The 22041-nt window shown below is 65.1% G+C and carries 20 protein-coding genes; 6 read left to right on the forward strand and 14 right to left on the reverse strand.

The genetic code is table 11. From position 1 onward, the window contains the following. Positions 1-5: 5 nt before the first annotated feature. Complete coding sequence (locus X265_RS17865; RefSeq protein ID WP_128965992.1) at positions 6-1019, reverse strand: Na+-dependent transporter; 1014 nt, start codon at positions 1017-1019, stop codon at positions 6-8. Between the two features lie 191 nt (positions 1020-1210). Here X265_RS17865 and X265_RS17870 point away from each other — a divergent pair, with 191 nt between their 5' ends. Then, on the forward strand, positions 1211-2251 hold the full coding sequence (locus X265_RS17870) for a DUF2155 domain-containing protein (protein WP_164938648.1): 1041 nt from the start codon (positions 1211-1213) through the stop codon (positions 2249-2251). Positions 2252-2288: 37 nt separating this feature from the next. Here X265_RS17870 and aat read toward each other — a convergent pair whose 3' ends face one another. From aat to X265_RS17920, 10 genes are all read right to left on the reverse strand, one after another. Continuing rightward, entirely contained in the window at positions 2289-2969 is a 681-nt protein-coding gene (aat, locus tag X265_RS17875; RefSeq protein WP_128965994.1) for a leucyl/phenylalanyl-tRNA--protein transferase, read from the reverse strand. A 61-nt stretch (positions 2970-3030) separates the two neighbouring features. Continuing rightward, entirely contained in the window at positions 3031-4134 is a 1104-nt protein-coding gene (locus tag X265_RS17880) for a sensor histidine kinase (RefSeq protein WP_128965995.1), read from the reverse strand. Continuing rightward, positions 4131-4571 carry a response regulator gene (locus tag X265_RS17885; RefSeq protein ID WP_128965996.1) on the reverse strand — a complete coding sequence of 147 codons (441 nt, stop codon included), beginning with the start codon at positions 4569-4571 and terminating at the stop codon, positions 4131-4133. The genes X265_RS17880 and X265_RS17885 overlap by 4 nt, the downstream gene beginning before the upstream one ends. Continuing rightward, complete coding sequence (locus X265_RS17890) at positions 4568-6094, reverse strand: sensor histidine kinase (protein ID WP_128965997.1); 1527 nt, start codon at positions 6092-6094, stop codon at positions 4568-4570. The genes X265_RS17885 and X265_RS17890 overlap by 4 nt, the downstream gene beginning before the upstream one ends. Before the next feature lie 104 nt (positions 6095-6198). Beyond that, on the reverse strand, positions 6199-7557 hold the full coding sequence (gene accC, locus X265_RS17895; protein WP_128965998.1) for an acetyl-CoA carboxylase biotin carboxylase subunit: 1359 nt from the start codon (positions 7555-7557) through the stop codon (positions 6199-6201). 31 nt (positions 7558-7588) lie between these two features. Further along, entirely contained in the window at positions 7589-8071 is a 483-nt protein-coding gene (gene accB, locus X265_RS17900) for an acetyl-CoA carboxylase biotin carboxyl carrier protein (protein WP_128965999.1), read from the reverse strand. A 38-nt stretch (positions 8072-8109) separates the two neighbouring features. Then, positions 8110-8577 carry a type II 3-dehydroquinate dehydratase gene (gene aroQ / locus X265_RS17905; RefSeq protein WP_128966000.1) on the reverse strand — a complete coding sequence of 156 codons (468 nt, stop codon included), beginning with the start codon at positions 8575-8577 and terminating at the stop codon, positions 8110-8112. A gap of 224 nt (positions 8578-8801) precedes the next feature. Then, on the reverse strand, positions 8802-9650 hold the full coding sequence (locus tag X265_RS17910; protein WP_128966001.1) for a DUF1236 domain-containing protein: 849 nt from the start codon (positions 9648-9650) through the stop codon (positions 8802-8804). Between the two features lie 239 nt (positions 9651-9889). After that, positions 9890-10657: a DsbA family protein gene (locus X265_RS17915; RefSeq protein WP_128966002.1), complete on the reverse strand. Its 768-nt coding sequence runs from the start codon at positions 10655-10657 to the stop codon at positions 9890-9892. A gap of 96 nt (positions 10658-10753) precedes the next feature. Then, positions 10754-12157 carry a M48 family metalloprotease gene (locus tag X265_RS17920; protein ID WP_128966003.1) on the reverse strand — a complete coding sequence of 468 codons (1404 nt, stop codon included), beginning with the start codon at positions 12155-12157 and terminating at the stop codon, positions 10754-10756. A gap of 174 nt (positions 12158-12331) precedes the next feature. Here X265_RS17920 and X265_RS17925 point away from each other — a divergent pair, with 174 nt between their 5' ends. The 3 genes from X265_RS17925 (at position 12332) to X265_RS17935 (ending at position 15585) form a co-directional block, all read left to right on the forward strand. Then, positions 12332-13519 carry a pyridoxal phosphate-dependent aminotransferase gene (locus tag X265_RS17925; protein ID WP_128966004.1) on the forward strand — a complete coding sequence of 396 codons (1188 nt, stop codon included), beginning with the start codon at positions 12332-12334 and terminating at the stop codon, positions 13517-13519. Positions 13520-13609: 90 nt separating this feature from the next. Continuing rightward, positions 13610-14167, forward strand: a complete 558-nt coding sequence (locus tag X265_RS17930) for a biotin transporter BioY (RefSeq protein WP_128969321.1) — start codon at positions 13610-13612, stop codon at positions 14165-14167. An 83-nt stretch (positions 14168-14250) separates the two neighbouring features. Next, complete coding sequence (locus tag X265_RS17935; RefSeq protein ID WP_128966005.1) at positions 14251-15585, forward strand: dicarboxylate/amino acid:cation symporter; 1335 nt, start codon at positions 14251-14253, stop codon at positions 15583-15585. Positions 15586-15613: 28 nt separating this feature from the next. Here X265_RS17935 and X265_RS17940 read toward each other — a convergent pair whose 3' ends face one another. Continuing rightward, positions 15614-16498 carry an SDR family oxidoreductase gene (locus tag X265_RS17940; protein ID WP_128966006.1) on the reverse strand — a complete coding sequence of 295 codons (885 nt, stop codon included), beginning with the start codon at positions 16496-16498 and terminating at the stop codon, positions 15614-15616. A gap of 91 nt (positions 16499-16589) precedes the next feature. On the opposite strand from X265_RS17940, the gene X265_RS17945 reads away from it, so the two are divergent. Both X265_RS17945 and X265_RS17950 read left to right on the forward strand, forming a co-directional pair. Then, positions 16590-17417 (forward strand): helix-turn-helix transcriptional regulator, encoded by an 828-nt coding sequence (locus tag X265_RS17945; protein WP_128966007.1) that lies wholly within the window; start codon positions 16590-16592, stop codon positions 17415-17417. A gap of 65 nt (positions 17418-17482) precedes the next feature. Next, positions 17483-19567 (forward strand): tetratricopeptide repeat protein, encoded by a 2085-nt coding sequence (locus tag X265_RS17950; RefSeq protein WP_164938649.1) that lies wholly within the window; start codon positions 17483-17485, stop codon positions 19565-19567. On the opposite strand, the gene X265_RS17955 is transcribed toward X265_RS17950, so the two are convergent. Together X265_RS17955 and X265_RS17960 are read right to left on the reverse strand one after the other, a co-directional pair. Next, positions 19564-20796, reverse strand: coding sequence for an NAD(P)/FAD-dependent oxidoreductase (locus X265_RS17955; RefSeq protein WP_128966008.1), 1233 nt, complete (start codon positions 20794-20796; stop codon positions 19564-19566). The two genes, X265_RS17950 and X265_RS17955, sit on opposite strands and share 4 nt — an antisense overlap. A gap of 15 nt (positions 20797-20811) precedes the next feature. Beyond that, positions 20812-22026: an MFS transporter gene (locus tag X265_RS17960; protein ID WP_128966009.1), complete on the reverse strand. Its 1215-nt coding sequence runs from the start codon at positions 22024-22026 to the stop codon at positions 20812-20814. Positions 22027-22041: the final 15 nt, after the last annotated feature.

Consider the following 22041-nt stretch of genomic DNA (forward strand, 5'->3'; position numbering starts at 1 on the left):
TGCGGCTAGCCTGGACTGGCCCTGCCAGCGGTCGCTTTGGTGGAGGTTTCCGCCCGCGCCGTCAGGCGCCGTGCGATCGGCGTCAGCAGGTATGGCGACAGATGGATCGGAAACTGCGTCATCGCGAAGTACAGCCAGGTGGTGGGTGGCAGCGCGCCTGATGTCGCGGCCAGCATCAGCCCGAGATTGCGTTGCGACACCATCAGCCCGAGCGCCAGCGCGCGCTCGGTGCCGATGCGGCGAAACAGCAAGGTGGTGACGGCGAGCAGTGTGAAATAGACCGCAAAGGCAAGGAGGGCGAGGCTGATGGTGAAGACCGGCTGTGCCATCAGATCGGTTACGACGTCGCCCATGATGGCCGATGCGAAGATGAAGAGGATGACGATGTTGAAGCCGTCGATCGGCTGCTTGTGGCGCTGGATGGCGTCCGCGCCGAACAGCCAGCGGATGACCGTTGCAGCCAGCAGCGACGCGGCGAGGATGCCTGATAGCTTCAGGCCGAGCGTAAGCGGCGATATGCTGAGCAAGCCATCGAGAAAAAAGCTCGCGAACAGCGACGCGGTAAAGGGCACGATCGCGGTTGCGGTGACCAGCGTGACCAGCACGAGCGTGGCGTCGAGACCCATCAGCGCCGCGAGAGCGGGCGAGGCCATCATCGGCGAGGCCATGCTCTGGAGCATCAGCGCCAGCATCAGGCCGGGCGCGCGGTCGGTCAGCCCGGTCGCGTGCGCGATCAATCCGACGATGACGGGCACGCCGATCGTGGTCCAGGCCGTCGCCGTCGCCACCAGCGCCGGCCGGCGCAAATGGCCGTACAGCGCCACGAGGTCCACCCGCATGAAGGAGATGCAGAGCAGAACGAGGATCGCCTCGGTGACATAGGGCCGCAAGAGCGCACCAAGGGGCGGCACGGCGGCAGCGATGAAAACCACCGATGCCACCGCACGCGTGCCCTGGCCGCCAAGCCAGGTCAGGCCGCGGAGCGGAAGGGCGAACATGGTTCGGAGAGCGGGCGGCATTGGGATAGGGGCGACGCTAAACAGGGCGGCCGGCGTCCTGGAACGCCTTGGGAGGGAGAAGAACCCCTGGGACTATTCCATCCGCGGCCCGCTCTGGCCAGCCGGCGCCGGGCAGGGCAGGAATGCCGCCCTTTCCCCGCCGTATTCGGCGTGTTAACCGGGGGCCTGCGAGCGGCGGTATCCCCTGTAGAATGTCCAACAAGCCCGATTCGCTGTTGAAGCCGCGCGAGATGTTCAAAACCTTTACCCTGACAGGCCTTGCGGCGCTGCTGGCCGCCACCGCGCTGACGGTTGCGACGCCCGCGCAGGCGCAGATCGGGACGATCTTCTCCGATCCGCCGCCGCTGCGGCCGCCGGGGACCATCCCCCGTGGCGGGCAGCCGATGCCCCAGCCGACGCCCGACGACGACGAAGAGGTGCCCGAGCTGCCGCCGCAGGGACGGGTGCTGCCGTCACGTCCGATGCCGCCGCCAGGTCGCCAGGGCAACGTCATGCCGGGGCCGGTCGAGAGCCAGCCGCTGGCGCCGCCGCCGGGCTCCACCGTTGCGCCGCAGAACCAGCCGCCGGCCGTCGCCGTTGCGCCGCCGGGTGGGCCCGCCCAACCTGGTGCTGTCCCTGGCCAGCGCCAGCCCCAGCAGAAGGGCGCCCCGCAGCCGGGCGCCGTGCCGCAGGCCCCCGCGAGCCTCCAACCCGGCGATGAGGTCGTCACCGAGCCGCCGGCGCAGAAGATCGTGAACAAGAAGGCGACCTTCTCCGGCCTCGACAAGATCACCGGGCGCATCATCAATTTCGACGAGGATATCGGCGAGACAGTGCAGTTCGGCGCGCTGCGGGTGAAGACCGACGCCTGCTACACGCGGCCGGCGACGGAAGCGGCCAACACCGATGCTTTCGTCGAAGTCGACGAGATCACCTTGCAGGGCGAGGTGAAGCGGATCTTCTCCGGCTGGATGTTTGCCGCAAGCCCCGGTCTGCACGGCGTCGAGCACCCGATCTACGATATCTGGCTCACCGACTGCAAAGAGCCGCAGCAGACCATTGCGACCGCAGCTCCGGATCCTGCGAGCAAACCCGCGCCGCCACCGCCGCCTGCGGCACAGAAGAGGGCGGCCCCAAAGCAGGTGCAGCAGCGTCCGCCGCAGCCTCTGCCGCCGCCGCCACAGCCGCAGGCCGCCCCGCCGCCACCCGAGCAGCGGCCGGGTCTGTTCGGTATCCCCGGGTTTGGCCGCTAGGCCAAATCCCGCGGGATTTGGCAGCCGGTAAACCCGGCTATTGCCGCGAGGCGATGATCTTGAGCGCGCGTGCGCCGGGGATCGCTTCACCATTGGACAGGCGCAGGAAATCGCCGGGCTCGCCGGCGAGCGCCTTGTCGAGCAGCGCGGTGTAGCGCCGCCGCGAGATCTCGGTCGCACCAAAGCTCTTCAGATGCTCGGTGACATATTGCGTGTCGAGCAGCTCGAAGCCGCCATGGATCAGCCGGGCGACCAGATGCACCAGCGCCACCTTGGAGGCATCGCGCGCGGTGTGAAACATGCTCTCGCCGAAGAAGGCGCGCCCCAAGCTGACGCCATAGAGGCCGCCGACGAGGTCGTCGCCCTGCCAGGCCTCGACGCTGTGGCAATGGCCGAGCTCGTAGAGGCCGCCATAGAGGTCGCGGATGCGCTTGTTGATCCAGGTGTCCTCGCGTCCCGGCTGCGGCGCCGCGCAGCCGGCGATGGTGGCCTTGAACGCGGTGTTGACGGTGACGCGAAACACGTCCGAGCGCACGGTGCGGGCCAGCCGCGAAGCGACGCGAAAACCGTCGAGCGGGATCACGCCGCGCATTTCCGGCTCGACCCAGAACAGGGTCGGGTCGTCTGCGCTCTCGGCCATCGGAAAGATGCCGCAGGCGTAAGCGCGCAGCAGCACGGCCGGTGTGATTTCAGATGAAGCGGAGTCGCGCGAAGTCATGGCGTCCGATCATAGCAGGATCGCAATGCGCGTGCGATGGGGGCAATTTCCGGATGCGGGATCAACCCGCTGCAGCGCTGTTCGTCTTGCCGGGCGCGGCCGGGGTGCAGGGGAACCGCAGGATGATGCGGGTTCCGGAATGCGCGGGATCGCGCTCCACACAGGCTTCGAGCTTGGAGGCCATGGCCGCGACGATACGCTGGCCCATGCCGGTGGAGCGCGGATCGGCCTTGGCGTTGTCGCCGACGCCGTTGTCGGTGATCGACAGCAGCAGATCGTCTCCCTTCGAGATCAGCTCGACGTGAATGGGGCCGGCACCATCAGGATAGGCGTACTTCACCGCGTTCATCACCAGCTCGTTGACGATGATACCGACGGCGACGGCCCGGTCCGGGTCGATCTCGATCGGCTCGGCTTTCACCGTCAGGCGCGACATCCGGTTGCCTTCGGCGGAGCGGCGCAGATCCTCGAGCAGGGAGTCCAGATATTGGTTGAGCACCACGCTCTTCAGGTCCTGCGAGGTATAGAGGCGGCGGTGCACCTGCGCGACGGCGGCGACGCGGCCCATCGCGTTGGTCAGTGCGGCCTTGACCTCCTCCTGGGCGGCTGAGCTCGCCTGCAAATGCAGGAGCGAAGCGATGATCTGGAGCGAATTGCCGACGCGGTGATTGACCTCGCGCAGCAACAGCTCGCGTTCGGCGGCAAGCGCAGCGTAGCGATCGCGCGAGGCATGGATCTCGGCCTCGGCTTCCTCGCGCGCCCGCTGCAATTCGGCCTGGCGCAGCGCGCCTTCGGCCGCGACGTGCAGCAGCGGGATGAAGTCGCCCTTGACGTCCTTGACCAGGTAGTCGGCCGCGCCTGCCTTCAGCGCGGTGACGGCAATGCTGGAATCCTGCGAGGCCGTGACGAAGACCACCGGCGGCGCGTCCGGAATCGCCATGATCTGCTCGAGCGTCTCCAGCCCGTCGAGCCCGGCCATATATTGATCGAGCGCCACCACATCGATGCAGCCCGCAGCTCCGGCATTGCGGATGCGCTCGAGGCCTTCCTCGCCGCTCGCGGCGTGAATGACCTTGTAGCCGCGCCGCGTCAGGCCGCGGTCGACAAGGCGCGCCAGCGCATCGTCGTCATCGATGTAGAGCAATGTCGGCGTGTGCTGTGTCATGGGGCGGCGGGCGGGACCTGAATGACGGAGAAGAACAGGCCGAGTTGCCGGATGGCATTGGCGAAATTCTCGTAGTTGACCGGCTTGGTGATGTAGACGTTGCAGCCGAGCTCGTAGCAGCGCTTGATTTCCTGGCTGTCGTCGGTGGTCGTCAGCACGACCACCGGCGAAGCCTTCAGGTATTTGTTTTCCTTGATCTGCTTCAGAATGTCGATCCCGGTCATGTCGGGCAGATTGAGGTCGAGCAGGATCAGGAGCGCATTGCCCTTCTGCACGAGGCCGCTGCCGTCGGCGCCGAACAGGTGCTTCATCGCATCGGTGCCGTTGGCGAAGGCGACGATCTCGTTGTTGACGCCCGACCTGCGGATATTGCGCTCGATCAGGCGGGCGTGGCCCTCGTCGTCCTCGATCATGATGATGCTGACAGGCTGGGTCATTTGTCCGCGTTCCGGTTGCTCACATTCCAGGCGATCGGCAGCGTGATGGTGAAGGTGCTGCCCGCGTTCAGTTCCGATGATACCGACATGGTGCCGCCGAGGCGACGCACAAGTGCGCGCACGTGCGCAAGACCGATGCCCTGGCCGGGCTTGTCCTGGGTTCCCGCGCGGCGAAACAGGTCGAAAATGCGCTGATGGTCCTTGGGATCGATGCCACGGCCATTGTCGCTGACCTCGAAAATGGCGTAGCCGAGCTTGGTGCGCCCGCGAATTCTGATTTCGCCGGCGACGCCGTTCTTCAAATATTTGATCGCGTTATCGATCAGATTGGAGAAAATCTGTTCCAGCGCAAGGCGGTCGCTGACGATATCGGGCAGCGCCTCGACATGGATCTCCGCCTGAGCCTCGACGGCCTGATGCGCCAGCGTCGAGACGATGGCCTCGACGAAGGCGCGGGTGTCGATCTTCTCCGGCTGAAATTCGCGTCGGCCTTCGCGGGTGAGGTTGAGGATCGCCGAGATCAGGCGGTCCATCTTCGCGATCGAAGACTTGATGAAGCCGAGCGCCTCGGAAAAATCGGCTGACAATTGCCGGTCGGCGTCTTCCAACGCGATCTCGCCGGGGGGGCCGGGCACCAAAGAGGGCCCGTCGGCCGGAACGTGGGTGAGGCTGCTGATGCGGCGGAAGATGTCGCCGCCAAGCTCTTCGAGTTCGCTGGTGAAGCCCATGATGTTGACGAGCGGCGAGCGCAGATCGTGGCTTACGATATAGGCAAAGCGCTGGATTTCGTCGTTGGCTTCGCGCAGGTCTGAGGTACGTTCGTCGACCAAGGCCTCCAGATTGACGTTGGTATCGCGCAGGCGCGCTTCGGCCTCGTCGCGGGCCAGCGATGAGCGCCGCACCAGCCAGATCGAGATCAGGGCCAGCAGCACGACGAAGCCTGAGCCGATGCCGGTCATCGACGCCGACAGGGTCTGGCTGCGGTCGGAGTTCTCGGAGCGGATCCGGAACAGCCGCTCCTCTTCGCGCATCATCGCGTTGGCGAAATTGCTGATCGTCGTGGTGGTGTTGCCGGCGGCCGCCTCGCGGACGAGCGCCTTCGCCTGGTCGAGCTCGTTTTGCTTGACGAAGTTCATCTCGCGCGAGAACTGGTCGAGCCGGGCCTCGATCGCCGCGCTCAGTTTCTCGATGTTCTCACGTTGCGCCGGATTGTCGCCGATCTGGCGCGTGAGCTTGTCGAGCGCCGGGATGATCGCCGCGACGGCCTTCTCGTGATCCGATTGAAAATCGGGGCCCCCCGTCAGGAGAAAGCCCCGGGCGCTGCTCTCGGCCCGTCGGATTTCGAGGAGGAGAGAGTTGATCTCGTTCTCCGTCTCGATTGTATGGACGACCCATTTGCTGTCGTCCCGCGCCTTGTTGACGAGGTAGACCGAGCCTGCGCTGATCACGGTCAGCACCAGCAGACCCGCTGAAAGCAGCAGGATCTGCCAAAATACGCGCCGCCGCTGCGACACGGCCGTCACCACGGTCTCGCGCTGTCAGGCTGAGTGGAATTCAAAACGCCCCCTTGGAACTGGCCCCATCGGCAGAACGCGACTGGGGCCAACGGGTTCCGCAGGCGAAACGATTATTTTGCGCCGGGTTCCGCCTTGCCGGCCAGGTACTGCTCCAGCCAGTGGATGTGGTAGTCGCCGTTGATGATGTCGTCCTGGCGCACCAGGTCGCGGAACAAGGGCAGCGTGGTCTCGATGCCCTCGACCACCATCTCGTCCAGCGCCCGGCGCAGCCGCATCAGGCATTCGGCGCGGGTCTTGCCGTGGACGATCAGCTTGCCGACCAGAGAATCGTAATAGGGCGGGATCTGGTAGCCCTGATAGACCGCGGAATCGATGCGCACGCCGAGGCCGCCGGGCGGGTGGTATTGCTGGATGCGACCGGGCGAGGGGCGGAAGGTCTGCGGGTTCTCCGCATTGATGCGGCACTCGATCGCGTGCCCGATGATCTGGACCTCGTTCTGCTTCGCCGGCAATTCGCCGCCGGCGGCGATACGGATCTGCTCCAGCACGAGGTCGATGTCGGTGATGCTCTCGGTGACGGGATGCTCGACCTGGATTCGAGTGTTCATCTCGATGAAGTAGAACTCGCCGTCCTCGTAGAGGAATTCGATGGTGCCGACGCCGAGATATTTCATCTCGCGCATCGCCTTCGCGCAGGTCTCGCCGATCTTGGCGCGCGCAGCGGCGGCCAGCACGGGCGAGGGGCCTTCCTCCCAGACCTTCTGGTGGCGGCGCTGCAGCGAGCAGTCGCGCTCGCCGAGATGGATCGCGCCGCCGCGGCCGTCGCCGAGGATCTGGATCTCGATATGGCGCGGCTTCTGAAGGTACTTTTCCAGATAGACGGAGGCGTCGCCGAATGCCGACTTCGCCTCGTTAGCCGCCGTCGACAGCGCCACCTGCAGATCCGCCTCGCTTTGCGCGACCTTCATGCCGCGGCCGCCGCCGCCGGCCGCCGCCTTCACCAGCACGGGGAAGCCGATCTTCTTCGCGATCGCCATCGCGTCGTCATTGGGGCCGACCGCGCCGTCCGAGCCGGGCACCACGGGGATGCCGAGTCGCTTGGCGGTCTTCTTGGCCTCGATCTTGTCGCCCATCAGGCGGATGTGCTCGGCCTTGGGGCCGATGAATTGCAGGTTGTGCTCGCTGAGGATCTCGGCGAAGCGTGCGTTCTCCGACAGGAAGCCGTAGCCGGGATGAACGGCATCGGCGCCGGTGATCTCGCAGGCCGCGAGCAGCGCCGGAATGTTGAGATAGCTGTCCTTGGACGGCGGCGGTCCGATGCAGACGCTCTCGTCCGACAGGCGCACGTGCATGGCGTCGGCGTCGGCGGTGGAGTGTACGGCGACGGTCGCGATTCCGAGCTCCTTGCAGGCGCGCAGGATGCGAAGGGCGATCTCGCCGCGATTGGCTATGAGGATCTTGTCGAACATGTTGCCTCAGCGGGCGAAATTCGCCACTCGCTTATTCAATGATGACCAGCGGCTCGCCGAACTCGACCGGCTGGCCGTCTTCGACCAGGATCTGCGTCACCGTGCCTGCGCGAGGCGAGGGGATCTGGTTCATCGTCTTCATGGCTTCGATGATCAGGAGGGTCTGGCCGACCGAGACCTTCGCGCCGACTTCGATGAACGGCTTGGCGCCAGGCTCCGGCGCCCAATAGGCGGTGCCGACCATCGGAGAAGTCACCGCGCCCGGATGCTTGGAGACGTCCGACGCGGCTGCGGCCGCGGGCGCTGCGACCACCGGGGGGGCTGCGGTTGCGACCGGCATGGGCATGGTTGCGGCGACGCTGACGTTGCGGGCTACGCGAAGACGCAGGCCGGCGCGTTCGATCTCGATCTCGGTGAGGCTGGTCTCGTCGAGCAGCAGAGCGAGCTCGCGGACAAGCGCGGAATCGTCGCTGGAAAATTTTGCGGCTGCTTTGTCGTCTGGCTGGCGCGCCATTGTTCTTTGATCCGAATGTTCTGGGTGAAGAGGGAGCGTCAGGCTTTGGGCTTGATGCCGAGCTTGGCGGCAAGGCCCTGGATGGCGAGGCGGTAGCCCTCGATGCCGAAACCGCAGAGCGAGGCGAAGGCCGCGCGCGCGGTGTAGGAGTGGTGGCGGAAGCTCTCGCGGGCGTGGATGTTGGTCACGTGCACTTCGACGGTCGGGATCTGCACCGCGAGTAGCGCGTCGTGCAGGGCGATTGAGGTATGCGAATAGCCGCCGGCGTTGATGATGATGCCCTTCATCTTGCGGGCATGCGCCTCGTGGATGAAATCGATCAGCTCGCCCTCGCGGTTGGACTGGCGGCAGTCAGCCTTGAGGCCAAAAGTCGCCGCCGCGTCCCGGCACAGCGCCTCGACGTCGGCCAGCGTCGCATGGCCATACTTCTCGGGCTCGCGCGTCCCCAGCATGTTGAGGTTCGGTCCGTTGAGAACGAGGATCGTGTCGGTTGCTGGTTCGGCCATTCCTGTCCCGGAAGGTGTTTCGGCGTGGCGGGGTTATAGGTAACAAAGCGCGTAAGGGGAAGCCTGAAGGACCTCCGGGTGGGCTTCAGGTACCTCATCCGGTGTGCAAAAACCTGTGCGGAAGCTACGGAAATTGCTTGTTAACCAGTCCAAATCATGGCTTCCGGCCCAACGCGAAGGGGCGGGCATCGCTGCCCGCCCCCTGAAGCCTGCCGGATATCGCCTTAGGTGTTCAGGACAGCCACGATCTCATAGGTGTCCGGATTGATGATCACGATCTCGTCCTTGACCAGGACGTAGCGGTAGGTCCGCCATTCCGGATAGATCGTCACGACCCGGGACGGCAGGGCGTGCAGCTCGATACCTTCGCGCGGAATACGGGTACCGACCGCGATCGAGAAGTTCACGTTGGTCACCGGACGCACGTGCTCCTCGCGGATCACCGAGGTGATCTGGGTGCGCTGCTCGGTCGAGAGCTTGGCGCCGGCGCCGGCCTGTCCGACGGTCGTGTTGGTGTTGGTCTGACCCTGCGCGCTCTGGTTGGTGCTGGTTCCGGGCTGGCCCTGCGCGTTCTGGTTGGTGCGCGTCTCGGTGCCCTTCTGGTTCTCGGCATTGTTGGTCGGGGCGCCGTTCTTGCTGCCCTCAGCCTTCATGTCCTTTTGGTCCTTGGCGCCGGACTTGCTGGTGTCCTGGCTCATGCTCTTGGACTTGTCCTGCTGACCCTGCGCGCGTTCGTCAGTGCGCTGGCCCTTGGTGGCGCCGGACTTCTCCTCAGCCGCGTTCTTGTTCATCTCGCGGCCGGAATGTTCGTCCTTGCCCGAGGACTTTTCCTCGGCCGACGTGCCGGACTTCATGGTGCTGGAGCCGCCGGCCTGGCCAACGGTGCCCTTCTCACGGGTGGATTCCTTGCCCATCGCGCCGCCGCGCTCGGCAGCGCCGCCGGAGGACTGCGAGTGCTGCGTCGGCTGCGCGCCGGCGCCGCTCTCGTTCTTCATCGTGCCTTGTGCGTTGGCCAGACCGGTGCCTGCGACGAGTGCGAGTGCGGCAACCGAGACCATAAAGCGGTTCAACATCGTATTCTCCTCACGTGTTTCTTTGCGTCATTGCCCGCGCCACCAACGAAAGGAGATTTGAGTTGTTCCGGAACATCTGATGTTCCCGGGCATTTGTTTCTTAAACGCGCGATGAACGCGCGCGCCGGATTCGCGCCCCAGTTCTTGGCCAACGAAAAAGGCCGGCATTTCAGCCGGCCCTGTTGCGAGTGTGAGTTGCAAAAGTCTGATCAGCAAGTCGCTTGTCGGCAAGTCGCCTGTCAGCAGGTCGCCTTGCCGCAGCGGGCAACGCCGATCTTTTCCTTCAGGCCGTCGAGACCGACGGCGCCGACCACGATCTGTTTGCCGATCACGTAGCTCGGCGTGCCGTTCATGCCCATCGCTTCGGCGAGCTTGAAGTTTTCCTCGATGGTGGCGCGGACCTCCGGGCTTCCGATGTCCTTCTCGATCTTGGCGACGTCGAGCCCGGCTTCCTTGGCCGCCTGGAGCGCGCGTGCCTTGTCGGCGGCGCCACGGCCGCCGAGCAGCCTCTGGTGGAAGTCGAGATATTTTTTCCCGGAGGGATCCTGCATGCGCACGGCGACCGCCACCTGGGCGGCCTCGACCGAGCCCTGGCTCAGCACCGGAAACTCCTTCAGCACGACCTTCAGCTTGGGATCGGATTTCAGGAGGTCGAGCATGTCGCTCATCGCGCGCTTGCAGTAGCCGCAATTGTAATCGAAGAACTCGACGAAGGTGACGTCGCCGTCCTTGTTGCCGAGCACGACCTGGCGCGGCGAATTGAAGATCGCATCCGAGTTCTGCGTAACGCTGGCTTCGTGCTTCTTCGCTTCCGCATCAGCCTGGCGCTTGCTGAGCTCGGTCATGGCTTCCTCGAGCACCTCGGGATGGGCGACGAGGTAGTTCTTGATGATCGCCTCGATATCGGTGCGCTGGGCATCCGAGAAGCTGTCGGCCGAAGCCGGTCCCGTTGCGCCGAAAATGGCGAGCGCAAACAGCGCGGGAGCAAGCAGGCGCAGCGAAGGCATTGGCAAATCCTCTATCCAGAGCAAGTTTCAAAAAACGTCGCGGCGGACTTAAGCAGGTGTCGTGACGTCAAAGTGGCGGTCGTCAAGTTCAGGCGTCTAGTTGCGCGGCGGCTTAGACGCCACGATGTCGTCGGCCTTGACCCATCCGGGCGTGCCGACTGCGAAACGGGTTTTCGCGCGCGTGGCGAGCTCGCGAGCGGTCTTGTTGTCGCCGCGCAGATACGCGGCCTGGGCGGAGGCGAGATCCGCCTCGGCATAGTCTCCCTTCCGGCCATAGGCCATCGCGAGCTGGGTGTAGCCGATCGGCGCCTCGGGCTCGCGTGCCACTGCGGCACGGAGAATCCTGATCGCGTCGTCCGTGTAGGCCTTATTATCGGTTCCAACCAGAGCCTGCCCAAGTAACATCTCGATGAGGGCGGCATTGTTCGAGAGTGCGACAGCCTTGCGCAGGGGAGCGATCGCCTCGGCAGGCTTGCCGCTCTCCAGCAGGGCCTGGCCGCGGACCTCGTAGAAATACGGGTTGTTCGGCTGGACCGCGATCAGCGCGTCGATCTGGGCCAGCGCGCTGCGCAAATCGCCGTGCAGATAGGTGCTGATGGCGCGGGCATAGCGTGCCGGCAGGCTGTCATTGGTCAGGGGATAGCGGCGGTAGACCGTCTCCGGCCGCTCCATGAAGGCCGAGATCTTGGCGCGGACCATGTCGTGACGGAGCTGGAGCGCGGGATCGTCCTTCTTGTCCCAATAGGGACTGGTGCTGGCGAATTCCTGGAGCGCGGCGACGCGCTCGGCGGGCATCGGGTGCGATTGGAGATAGGGATCGGCGCCGCGCGAGGCGAACAGGCTCTCGCTGGTGAAGCGCTTGAAGGTCTCGTACATGCCCTTCGGCGACTGCTGGGTCGCGGTCAGGAATTTCACGCCCGCACGGTCGGCGTTTTCCTCCTGCTGGCGCTGGTAGGAGAGCAGCGAACGACGGATCATCTCCTGCGGCCCCGTGAGCGCCGCCGCACCGGCATTGGCGAGGCCGTTGTTGCCGCTGTTGCCGCCGCGGCTGGCACCTGCGGCGAGCGCGCCTGCGCCGAGCAGCATGGCGATGATCATCTGGGTCTGGGCGTTGGCGAGCTGCTCGCGCAGCTTGGACAGATGGCCACCGGCGAGATGCCCGGTCTCGTGCGCGAGCACGCCGATCAGCTGGTTCGGCGTCTCCGATTGCAGGATCGCGCCGTAATTGACGAAGATGCGGCGGCCATCGGCGACGAACGCGTTGAACGAGCTGTCGTTGATGATGACCATGTTGATGTTCTGCTTCTCCAGACCGGCGACGCGCAGGATCGGGCGCGTATATTCGCGCAAGAGCTGCTCGGTTTCGGTGTCGCGCAGGATCGGCGGCCCTTTGCCCTCCTGCGCCCGTGCCGTGGAGAACGGTGCCAGCGCCATCGCCGCTGCCGTGACGAGGGCGGTCAGCGCCGAGGCTTTCTTGCGCAATGCGATCTGGAGCGACATCAAACGGTCTGGGTCAAACGGGCTTTGAAGCAGTGTTGTGATTGGTTTTGGCGATTGGCGGCGGACCGGATAAGCGATATGCCCTTATGAGCCGTATATTGCGGCTAGTCTGGGGCGCAAGCGCCCTGTTTCCGGACCGCACAGGCCGGTCCACCAGCGAAATAGCAGAAATCGATGCACGATGCGACATTGAGGAACCGGGTAGGGCAGTGGCTCGAGCCCTCCCGCCGCAGCGATGTTCCCCCGTTCATGGTGATGGACGTCATGGCGGCGGCGGCCCGAATCGAGGCGGCCGGCGGCCATGTCATTCACATGGAGGTCGGCCAGCCCGCGGCCGGGGCGCCGAAGACCGCGATTGCTGCGGCGCAGGCCGCGCTTTCTGCGAGCCGGATCGACTACACCTCGGCGCTGGGCATTCCGTCCTTGCGCGAGCGCATCGCACGGCATTATCGCGATGCGTATGGCTGCGCCGTCAGCCCGGACAGGATCGTGGTGACCACGGGCTCCTCCGGCGGGTTCGTCCTGGCGTTCCTGTCGATGTTCGAGCCGGGCGCTCGCGTTGCCGTCACGGTGCCCGGCTATCCGCCATACCGTCACATCCTCACCGCGCTCGGCTGCGAGCCGGTGCTGATCGAGACCAGCAACGAGACGCGCCATGCGCTGACCGGGGAGGCGCTGCTTTCCGCCCACCGCAAGGCGCCGCTGAAGGGCGTGCTGGTCGGCAGCCCGGCCAATCCGACCGGAACGATGATGTCCCGCGAAGCGCTCGCCGGCCTCATCACGGCTGCGGAAGATGCGGGCATCCGCTTCATCTCCGACGAGATCTATCACGGGCTCGACTACGCGTTTCCGGCGGTGACGGCGACGGCGTTGTCCGAGCACGCAGTCGTGATCAACTCGTTCTCCAAGTATTTTTGCATGACGGGCTGGCGCGTCGGATGGATGGTGGTGCCCGAGATTTTGGTGCGGCCCATCGAACGGCTGCAACAGAATCTCTCCATCTCCGTGCCGTCGCTGTCGCAGATCGCTGCAGAGGCCGCGTTCGACGGTGCGGCCGAGATGGAGGAGATCAAGCACGGCTATCAGGAGAACCGGCGCATCCTGATCGAGGGATTGCCTCGGGCGGGCCTGGGCAAGTTCTTGCCTGCGGACGGTGCATTTTATCTCTATGCCGACGTCTCGGATTTCACCGCCGACAGTTACGACTTCGCCAAGCAAATGCTGGAGCAGGCCCATGTTGCGGCAACGCCGGGCGTTGATTTCGATCCGATCCATGGCCGCTCGTTCATCCGCTTCTCCTATGCGCGATCGGCCGCGGAGATGCGGGAGGCAGTTGACCGGATCGCTCACTGGCTTAAATAGCCGCCAGTTTTCGCCAGCCTTCCGGAGTGCATCTTGTCTGACCCAATCGTCCAGTCTGCCGCCACATCGCGTTCTCCTCTTGCCGCAGTGATGTGGCCGACCCGGCCGGGCGAAGCCGTCGGCGCGTTGCGCGCGTTCGTGCTCATCGCGCTCGGCTCCGCATTGATGGCGCTATCAGCCAAGGTGAACCTGCCGCTGCCTTACGTGCCCATGACGTTGCAGACGCTGGTCGTGCTGACGATCGGCGCGGCCTATGGCTGGCGCCTTGGCAGCGCAACCATGATTGCCTACCTCGCCGAGGGCGCGATGGGGCTTCCGGTCTTCGCCGGCCCTGTCGGTGGAATTGCACCGCTGGTCGGGCCGACCGCTGGCTATCTCTATGGCTTCGTGGCGGCTGCCTTCATCACCGGCTGGCTGGCGGAGCGCGGCTGGGATCGCAATGTCGTGCTGCTGTTTGCGGCCATGGCGTTCGGCCATGTCGTCATTTTCATCGCCGGCTTCGGCTGGCTGGCGTACGGCATCGGGCTTGGTGGAACCAAGGCTTGGGCGGTCGGCGTCGCACCGTTCATCGCGGCCTCCGTCATCAAGAACGCGCTCGGCGCTGTCCTGATGCCGGCGATGCGCCGGATCGTCGACCGGCGCGGCTAGATTTCACTGTACGGAATGTTCCAATTGACAGAGCCGGCCAAGTTGCTCTTGGCTGGCTCTGAGTTTTGAGGGGGAGTGAAACAATGACGACGACAACGATGGCCGGGGTGCCGGCTGCACCGGCTGCGGCCAAGCCGTGGTATAAAATTCTCTACGTCCAGGTGCTGATCGCCATCGTGCTCGGTGCAATCGTCGGCTCGTTCTGGCCGTCCGTCGCCACCAACGATTGGATCAAGGCGCTCGGCGACGGCTTCGTCAAGCTGATCAAGATGGTGATCGCCCCGATCATCTTCTGCACCGTGGTCTCCGGCATCGCCCACATCCAGGATGCCAAGAAGGTCGGACGCATCGGCGTCAAGGCTCTGGTCTATTTCGAGATCGTCTCCACCTTCGCGCTCGTCATCGGTCTCATCATCGGCAACGTCGTGAAGCCGGGCGCGGGCTTCGGCAGCGCGGCTGCCAACGCGCAGGCCGTCGCCAACTATGCCAAGCAGGCCGAAGGCCAGAAGTCGGTCGACTTCATCCTGCACATTATTCCCGACACCGTGGTCGGCGCGTTCGCCCAGGGCGAGATCCTGCAGGTGCTGTTGTTCTCAGTGCTGTTCGGCTTCGCCATCATGAGCTTGGGCGAGCGCGGCCACACCATCCGCAGCTTCATCGACGATGCCGCCCATGCCGTGTTCGGCGTCATCTCCATCGTGATGCGCGCGGCGCCGGTTGGTGCGTTCGGCGCGATGGCCTTTACGATCGGCAAGTTCGGCACCGGCGCGATTCTCAATCTGATGGGCCTGATCGCGACGTTCTACCTCACCGCGGCGCTGTTCGTCTTCGTCGTGCTCGGCATCATCGCGCGCCTCGCCGGCTTCTCGATCTTCAAGTTCCTGGCCTATATCAAGGACGAACTGCTGATCGTGCTCGGCACCTCGTCCTCCGAGAGCGCGCTGCCGTCCTTGATGGAAAAGCTGGAACGGCTCGGCTGCTCCAAATCGGTGGTCGGCCTCGTGGTGCCCACGGGTTATTCCTTCAACCTCGACGGCACCAACATCTACATGACCCTGGCGACGCTCTTCATCGCCCAGGCGCTTGGCTTCGATCTGACCTTCGGCCAGCAACTCACCATTCTGGTGGTGGCGATGCTGACCTCGAAGGGCGCCTCCGGCATCACCGGCGCCGGCTTCATCACGCTGGCGGCGACCCTTGCGGTGGTCGATCCGCGACTCGTGCCGGGCATGGCGATCGTGCTCGGCATCGACAAGTTCATGAGCGAGTGCCGCGCCCTGACCAACCTCTGCGGCAACGGCGTCGCCTGCGTGATCGTCGCCTGGTGGGAGGGCGAGCTCGATCGTGACAAGCTCAACGCGCGGCTGAGCCGGCAGATCGATCCGACCGACATGGAAACGGCGATCACGACGGACTGATCAGGATTTGACAGCGCGACGCGCGCTGTCAAACCTTGAAGTAATAGGGCTGGTCGAGATCCTCGATCAGCCCTTTTTCTTTCGGCTCCCAGCCGAGCAGGGCGCGGGTCTTCGCGCTCGATGTCGGCACGTCGATGCCGGTAAATTGCGCGAACCAGCCGAAATGGCCGGCCGCTTCCTCCGGTGATTTCGAGACCACGGGCACGCCGAGCCTTTTGCCGATCACCTCGGCAATGGCCTTGAACGGCACGCCTTCCTCGGCGATCGCATGATAGCGCGGTGCATTTGCGCCTTGCTCGAGCGCCAGCCGATAGACACGCGCGGCATCGAAGCGGTGCCCGGCAGGCCAGCGGTTCATCCCGTCGCCGATATAGGCCGACACGCCTTTCTCGCGCGCGATGTTGATCAGGATGGGGACGAAGCCGTGGTCGCCTTCACCGTGGGTCGACGGCGGCAGACGCACCACCGCCGTGCGCAGGCCCTGCGCAGCCAGGTCCTCCGCGACGGCTTCCGATACGCGCGGAAAGCGACGCGCGGATGGGTCGTCTTCGGTCGCAAGGCGCCCGGGCGCGAGCAGCGCGACGCCGCCTGTAACGATCAATGGACGGTCGGATCCCCTAAGCTCCTCGCCGAGCGCGAGAATGGCGCGGCGGTCGAGCTCGCAATTCTCCAGGAATTTCGAGAAATCGTGGTTGAAGCCGAGATGCAGCACGCCATCGGAGCCGGCCGCGCCGCTGCGCAAGGACGCGTGGTCCTCGAGCGAGCCGCGCTGAACCTCGGCACCCATGGCAGCGAGTGCTGCAGCACCTGACTCGGAGCGGGCAAGTCCGAGCACGCTGTGGCCGGCCGCGATCAGATCCCGAACGACGGCGGAGCCGACGAAGCCGGTGGCGCCAGTGACGAAGACACGCATGAGCAATTCTCCAGGGTTGGTGGAGACGACCATCTGCGCTAGAATTATCCGGGTAAAGTTGTGAGTTTATCAGGGTATAATGGCTAACAGGATGGCTGCCACCGCCAGCGAGAATCCGCTCGGGACCTATTTGAAAGACCGCAGAACCCGGCTTGACGCGGCCGCGTTCGGCTTTGGCGGCAGCCGCAGGCGCACGCCGGGGCTGCGACGCGAGGAGGTGGCGCAGCGGGCCAATATCAGCCCGACTTGGTACACTTGGCTGGAGCAGGGGCGGGGCGGTGCGCCCTCGGCCGACGTGCTCGACCGGATCGCGCGCGCACTGATGCTCACCGACGTCGAGCGCGAGCATCTGTTCCTGATCGGTCTCGGCCGTCTGCCCGAGGTCCGTTACCAGGCAAGCGAGGGCGTCTCGCCGCGCCTCCAGCGCGTGCTCGACGCGCTCGAGACCAGTCCGGCCATCATCAGGACCATGACGTGGGATGTCGTGGCGTGGAATCGTGCGGCCACGATCGTGCTGACCGACTACTCGAAACTACCGCCGGAACGGCGCAACATCCTGCGTTTGATGTTCTGCGAGCCGCATGTGCGGGCCGCGCAACATGATTGGAACAGCGTGGCTCGCTTCGTCGTGGCAGCCTTTCGCGCGGACGCGGCGCGTGCCGGCGCGGTCTCGCACGTCGCTGAATTTGTCAACGAGCTCTGTCGCCTCAGCCCGGAGTTCGCGAAGCTGTGGGCCGACAACGACGTCCGCTCCCATGGCGAAGGCGTCAAGCATCTGCGCCATCCCGTGCTCGGCCCGATCGCGTTCGAATATTCCGCCTTCGCGGTCGACGGCCGGCCCGATCTCGGCATGGTCGTCTACAACCCGGCGACACCCGAGGACGCTCAGCGCATCAAGGCTGTGCTCGCCAAAGGCTGACTGACGGATTTCGCAGCTTCGCCCGTTTAACCCGCATCTCTGACGTTGAAGAGCGGGGCGCTATCTTGGGCAATGCGGCAGTAGATCGGATCGTACGGGAGGCGGCGGAGTATTTTGCGGCGGGTCGGCCGGATCAGGCGGAGGTCCTCTGCACGGAGCTCTTGAAGGCAAAGCCGGATCATGTGCCGGCGCTGCATCTGGCCGCCGTTGCGGCTTTCGTCAGCGACCGTGCCGCCGACGGCGCGGCGCTGCTCAATCGGGTCTTCAACATCGATCCCGACCACGCGCCTGCGCTGATGACGCTCGGCGATGCGCTTGCCGTGAAAGGCGAGCACGAGGGCGCCGTGGCAGCGTTCCGGCGCGCGCTACGCGGGCGGCCCGATGATGCCGGCCTGTACAACAAGCTCGGCGTGGCGCTGGGCGAGCTTGCGCGTTTCGGCGAAGCCGAGACGGCCTATCGCCGCGCGATCGCGCTCGACGCTCATCTGACGCGCGCGTGCTTCAATCTCGCCGTCGCGCTTGCGGAGCAGGGACGGCTGATCGAGGCTGAGGAGGCGTATCGCGCGGTGCTCGCGCGCGACCCCGTCTTTCGAGGGGCCTGGCTCAATCTCGGCAACGTCCTTGCGGACCAGAACAGGCTTGACGAAGCCGCGGCCGCGTACCGCCGCGGGCTCCAGCTGGATCCTGACGATGTCGGTTTGATCTGCAATCTCGGCGCGGTGCTGTATCGGCAAGGATTGCTCGAGGGAGCCATCGCACAATACCGCTGCGCCATCGCGCTCGCGCCCGGCAATGCCGCGACGCTGCGCCTGCTTGGTCTGGTCCTGCATGAAGCCGGTCATTTGCAGGAGGCCGCGGAGATCTACCGGCAGACATTCGCGCTTCAGCCTGGCGATCACATGATTGCCACCAATCTCGGCGCCTGCCTCTCAGATCTCGGCGAACTCGACGACGCCGTTGCGGCCTGTGAGCACGCCTTGCGGCTCAAGCCCGATCACGCGCCGGCCCATACCAACCTCGGCATCATCTTCGAGAAGCAGCAGCGCATCGCCGATGCGGTGGCCGCGCATCGCCGTGCGGTCGCAGCCGATCCATCCTATGCCAAGGGGCACGCCAATCTCGCGGTCGCATTGCGCAATGCCGGCGAGATCGACGAGGCGCTTGCAGTCTCGGCGCATGCGGTCGCGCTCGATCCGGAGCAGCCGCTCGCGCAATATAATCACGCGCATTTCCTGCTGATGAACGGCCATTTTGCCGAGGGTTTCGAAGCCTACAGATGGCGCCGCAAATGCAAGACGCTGTCGGACGGTGATCCCAGTTTCAGCGAGCCGGAATGGCACGGCGATCCGCTCGAAGGCCGCACCTTGCTGGTGTTCGCCGAATACGGCCTCGGCGATGCCCTGCATTTCGCGCGTTATCTGCCAATGGTGACGGCCATGGGCGGCAGGATCATTCTCCAGGTACAGCCTGCGCTCGCCTCGCTGCTGCGGCAATTGCCCGATGTCACCGTGATGTCGCGCGGTGAAGCGTTGCCGCCATTTGATTTGCAAGTGCCGTTGATGAGCCTGCCGCGCCTGTTCGGCACCACGCTCGCTAATTTGCCCGCTGACGTTCCTTATCTGCGTCCGGATCCCGAGAGAGTGTCGCGCTGGCAGACCGCACTCGGCCGCGAGACGCGGCTGAAGGTCGGCGTGATCTGGGCCGGCAATCCCAGGCACAAGGGCGACGGGCAGCGTTCGCTGTCAGCCGAGGCCTTGCTGCCGCGGCTCGTGATGCCCGATGTGCAGCTCTATAGCCTGCAAAAGGAACCACGAACGGAGGACGGCGCCGTGCTCGCGGCACTTGGCGACGCGGTCATCGACCTCGCGCCTGCGCTCGGTGATTTTGCCGATACTGCGGCGGCGGTGGCGGCGCTTGATCTCGTCATCGCCGTCGACACGTCGGTTGCGCATCTTGCCGGCGCTCTCGGCCGCCCGGTATGGATGCTCACGCCATACGCGCTCGACTGGCGTTGGCTGCGCGATCGCGAGGACAGCCCGTGGTATCCGACCATGCGGTTGTTTCGTCAGCGTAGGCCCCGCGAATGGAGCGACCCGCTGATGCGCTTGACCGCAGCGCTTGCGGTTCTCGCGGCGAAGAGCACGAGCTAGAACCGCTCCGGCCGGTACGGCGTCGGGTCGATAGACGGCGTATCGCCGTTCATCATCTCCGCGAGCAGTCGTCCCGTGGCGGGGCCGAGCGTAAAGCCCTGGTGACCGTGGCCGAAATTCATCCAGAGGCCGGGATGGCGTGGGGCGCGGCCGAGCACAGGCACCATGTCGGGCGTGCAGGGCCGGGTGCCGAACCACGGCTCCGGTTCGGCGCGCTTGCCGAGATCGATCAGCTCGCGCGCGGAGGCTTCGGCGCTGGCGAGCTGCACCGGCGTTGCCAGCGCATCCGGTGCCGTCAGCTCGGCGCCGGTGGTGATGCGGATCCCCTTGGTCATGGGACCCATGGCGTAGCCGCCGCCCTTGTCGACCAGCGGCAGATCGAGCGAGGCGCCTCCGGTGTAGTGCATGTGGTAGCCGCGCTTGCGCACCAGCGGAATCCGATAGCCGAACTTGTGCAACAGATCCGGCGACCACGGCCCGAGCGTGACGACGGCGTTGGCGGCATCGATGCGGCCATTGTCGGTCTCGACCGACCATCCGGTCGCGGTCTGCTGAAGCGACTGCGCATCGCCGAGCACGATTCTGCCGCCCGATCGTTCGAACAGATCGGCGTAGGCCGTGACCAGGGCGCCGGGATCCGACACCGTCCAGGTGTCGAGCCAATGGATCGCGCCGGGAAGGTCGTCGCGCAGGATCGGCTCGGCCTTGGTCAGCTCGCTGCCGGAGAGCACGCAAAAATTCACGCCGAACTCGCGGCGGTCGTCCTCCGCCGTCTTGACCGCCTGGTCGAAGGAGGCGGCGTCACGATGCAGCACGCGATAGCCGGCGCGGCGGATCAGATTGTCGGCATGGGCCTCGCGGATGAGGATATCGTGCTCGGGCGTCGCATAGGCGATCAGGCGCGCCCAGGCCTCGATCGCTTCGCGATGCCGCTTCGGCGCCGAATGCCACCAATAGCGGAGCAGGGGCTCGACGTGACGATGCAGCGACGAAAGGCTGTATCGCACGTCGTTGGTGCGGCCGGTCGCGATATTCACGAGCGACGTGAGGTCGCGCGGCATCGGGTAGGGCCGCACCGCCTCCGCCTGGATCATGCCGGCGTTGCCGTAGCTGGTCTCGCGGCCCGGCTCCCTGCGGTCGACGAGCGTCACGCTCCAGCCGCGCTGCTTCAAATGCAAGGCGGCGCTCACGCCCACCATGCCACCGCCGAGAACGATTGCGCTTTGCATCGCAGATCTCTCCTGTCAGGCCGGCTCTAGCGCGAGCTTGGGCTGCGCCGTGTTGATGGTCGTCGCGACGACCACGGACAGCGCCGTCATCGCGACCAGGAATCCGAAGGCCGCGTCGAATGATCCGGTCCCGGTCACGATGAATCCCATGAGGGCCGGCGCAACGAAGCCCGCGCTCTGGCCGCCGAGATTGACCATGCCGACGCCCGATCCGATCTGATCGTCGCGGAGCAGCTTGGTCGGGAGCGCAACCACCGCAGCCAGCACGAAGGATTTGAAGAAATAGACCAGCGACTGAAACACGATCAGCACCGTGATCGTCTGCGCCTTGTACATGGCGTAGAGGAAGATGCCGGTCAATGTCGAGCTGCCAATCAGCAGATATTTTTCGCGTTCGGCAAAGAAGGTCGTCATCACCCAGCCGCCGATCGCGGTCGCGATCGTCGCCATCACGAACGGGATCGGCGCCACGATGCCGACGGTCTTGAGGTCAAGTCCGCGCTGCTGCAGCAGATAGAGCGGCATCCAGGAATCCAGGCCCTTGTTGACGCAGCTCAGGCCGAACCACACCACCATCAACTGCCAGAGCAGCGGATTCTTCATCAGCTCGCGCATCGGCGCCCGCGGCTTCGCCGTCACGGGTCCGACGCCGATACGCGAAAGATGCGGAACGAAGACGAAGTAGACCACCGCGAACACGACGCCGGCGATGCCGATGGTATTGAAGGCATGACGCCAGCCCAGCCAGAGGATCAGGGGCGCCATGATCAGCGGCGCGATCATGCTGCCGGCATAGTTCGACGAGAGCAGCAGCGCCGACATCTTTGGCCGGCTGTCCTTCTTGAACAGTTCCGCGATGGCGCGGATGCTCGCCGGCGGAAAGCCGCCCTCGGCGATGCCGAAGATGAAGCGGATCGCGATCAGCGAGGTCAGCGACCAGGCCAGGCTGGTGAAGGCCGTGAAAATCGACCACATCACGATCGTGATGATCACCACATATTTCGAACCGAAGCGATCGGACAGCCATCCGCCCGGCACTTGCATCGCGGCATAGCCCAGGAAAAATGCGCTGATGACGATGCCGAGGTCGGCGGCCTGGAGATTGAAGTCCTTCCCGATCTGCGCCAGCGCCAGCGAGATCGCCGCGCGGTCGATGTAGGAGATGCAGTAGGCAATGTAGAGCAGGACGAACGCGACGATTCCGGTTTTCCGCTGCGACAGTTCAGTCATGCTCGTCTCCGGTTT

Origin of the sequence: Bradyrhizobium guangdongense (genome assembly GCF_004114975.1) — a bacterium.
GTDB lineage: Bacteria > Pseudomonadota > Alphaproteobacteria > Rhizobiales > Xanthobacteraceae > Bradyrhizobium > Bradyrhizobium guangdongense.